This window comes from Roseateles sp. P5_E1, from assembly GCF_054049335.1.
Genome location: NZ_JBFUMN010000118.1, coordinates 1 through 2,282 on the forward strand (window position 1 = coordinate 1; position 2,282 = coordinate 2,282).

At 70.1% G+C, this 2,282-nt stretch carries 3 protein-coding genes; all 3 read right to left on the reverse strand.

The window, feature by feature from the left end:
* Positions 1–1,284 (reverse strand): hypothetical protein (locus ACXJKJ_RS29995; protein ID WP_457394961.1); only part of this gene is annotated, 1,284 nt, incomplete at its 3' end.
* 55 nt (positions 1,285–1,339) lie between these two features.
* Entirely contained in the window at positions 1,340–2,137 is a 798-nt protein-coding gene (locus ACXJKJ_RS30000) for an NRDE family protein (protein ID WP_457394964.1), read from the reverse strand.
* A 7-nt stretch (positions 2,138–2,144) separates the two neighbouring features.
* Positions 2,145–2,282 (reverse strand): L-serine ammonia-lyase, iron-sulfur-dependent, subunit alpha (locus ACXJKJ_RS30005; protein WP_457394967.1); only part of this gene is annotated, 138 nt, incomplete at its 5' end.

Sequence of the window (2,282 nt, forward strand, 5' to 3'; positions counted from 1 at the left end):
GAGCTTGGACGGCACACAGGACGCGACCTTGTCGATGCGGTTGCAGATCAGCACGTCGGAGGAGGCATCGGTGTCGCGGATGCGCATGACCAGGCGGTCCATCAATGCCAGGCGCTGCTCGCTCTGGAAGCGGCCCACCACCTCGCCCTTGTCCATGACCGGAACGTCGATCGCAAGCAGGAAACCGCTGGTCCAGGCGAGACGACCCGTGGCGGCGTAGTCGGACGCCAGCGCCAGCGAGGGCGTGCCGGCCTGGGCAGCGAAGGCGCCGGCCTCGGCCAGCGGCGCGCCGGTGGCGTCGACGAAGCGCGCCGCGGTGACGCCGGCCGTCAGCAGGCTGCGGGTGATGTTGCCCAGGCGCTCGCGCCGGGCAGTGTCGGCCGGGCTGCTGGCCAGCGCCGCGAGTTGCTCGATGACGACGGGGCGGGTGGCGATGGTCTGCGCAAGCCAGACGCCGCCGTCGACGGCGCTGACCAGTGCCTCGGCGGTGAGCACTGCCGTGGAGCGCACATCTTCCTTGCGCGTGTGCTCGAACTCCGATTCCAGCGCTGCGAAGCCGCCCGCGCCGGCCGCCACGGCGACCAGGGCCAGCACGGCCAGCGAGCGCCGCGTGATGCGCTGCTCATGCAGGTCGATGCGCTCACGCAGGTCGCTCCAGCTCAGGCGCAACTCCCAGATCGACAGGGCCAGCAGCGCCAGGCCAGCGGCCGTCGGCAGCGTCAGGCGGTTGTATGAACCCCAGTGGTAGAGCTGCTCCAGATTCAGCAGATAGCCCAGGATGCCAAGGAGGGCGATGCAGGCCGCGACGATGATGCCGACCGCGCTCAAACGCCGGGCCAGCGTGCGTGGCGGGCCGGCCAGCAGGCCCTGGCAGGCGAACAGCAGCAGCAGGGCCACGCAGCCATTGGGTGAGATGCGGCCGGGGTGAGGGTTCAGCGCCGTCGGCAGCACGCCGGAGCGGGTGATGTCGATACCCAAGGACAGGCCCCCCACGGCCTCGATGAGCATCAAGGCTGGCAACACGGCCATCAGCAGTGCCATGCCCTGCACGGCGCGCCTGGCAGCAGCGCTTGGCGCCTGCCCGCTGCGCCAGCCGGTCATGACCCAGGCCGTGGCGCCGCCGAGCAGCAGCAGCACCGACGACACGATGCCGATCTCGGCCAGYCCGGGCAGGAAACTGCCGACATCCAGTTGCAGGCACCAGCGCACCGCGACAAAGCCGGCCAGGACCATGCAGGCCAGCGCGGTCCAACGGGCGGTCGACAGGCGAGGCAAGGGTGTCATCGGGCAGCGAGAAGCGGCGGTGCCCGCCTGTATATCAGCTTGAGCGGCGCCTGGGTCAGGGCCAGCGGCTCAATTCGTGGTGGACGGGCGGGAGCCAGTCACCGCTGGCCGTGATGCTGCGCTCGATGACGTGGGTAGTACCGTTGGCCTCACGGATCAGCACGGTCGCACAACGAGTGCCGTAGACGGCAACGCCGGGCCGCGCCGGATCGGGCATGCGCACGAAGCGGGGCGACAGCAGGCGTTCGCGAGCCACGCCGACGCCGGTGTCGGGAAGTGCCGCGTCCGGAGCCGGCGTGGCGTCGGTCAGCGCGGCGAAGAGCCGGCTTGCCAGTTGCTGCGCCGAGGTTGAGCTGTCGAGCGCCTCGGCCAGCGCTTCCGACAGGCCCAAGGTCTTGGGCCAGGGCGTGTCAAGCGAGGCATTCGATAGCGCGTGGATGCCGGGCCGCAGTTCAAGCGGCGCTGAGGCACGGTTGCTGATCCAGTGCCAGGCGTTTCGGGCCAGATCGGCAGTGACGAGATTGAAGCCGTTGTAGCCCTGTGCCAGCCCGGCCGCGAAATCGTCAGCGTCGCTGGACGAGCCAAGCCAGTCAACGACCAGGGCGCCGCGCGACGGCGCATCGACGATCTGCCTTCCCGGCTCGCGCACATTGGTCAGCAGCGCGAGACGCCCGGCGCGCGTCAGGCCGAACCAGGTGCCGCCGGCACTGAGATCGCGGCCGGCGAGGATGTCGGGCCGATCCGGCCACCAGGCCATGGGCGCCGCAGCGCGAGCGAAAAACTCGTCGCGGTTGGCGGCGATGACGAGGGGGAAGCGCGGGTGGGCGTTCGGCGCGAACGCAGCGAGGCACATGGCCGCGTCAGCACTCGACGATATTGACCGCCAGGCCGCCGCGGGCCGTTTCCTTGTACTTGGTCATCATGTCGGCGCCGGTRTCGCGCATGGTCTTGATGACCTTGTCCAGGCTGACGAAGTGGGTACCGTCGCCGCGCAGCGC

What these genes read in the sequence shown, in the direction of transcription:
- ACXJKJ_RS30000 (WP_457394964.1), bottom strand. Translation starts at nt 2,137, where the DNA reads ATGTGCCTCGCTGCGTTCGCGCCGAACGCCCACCCGCGCTTCCCCCTC.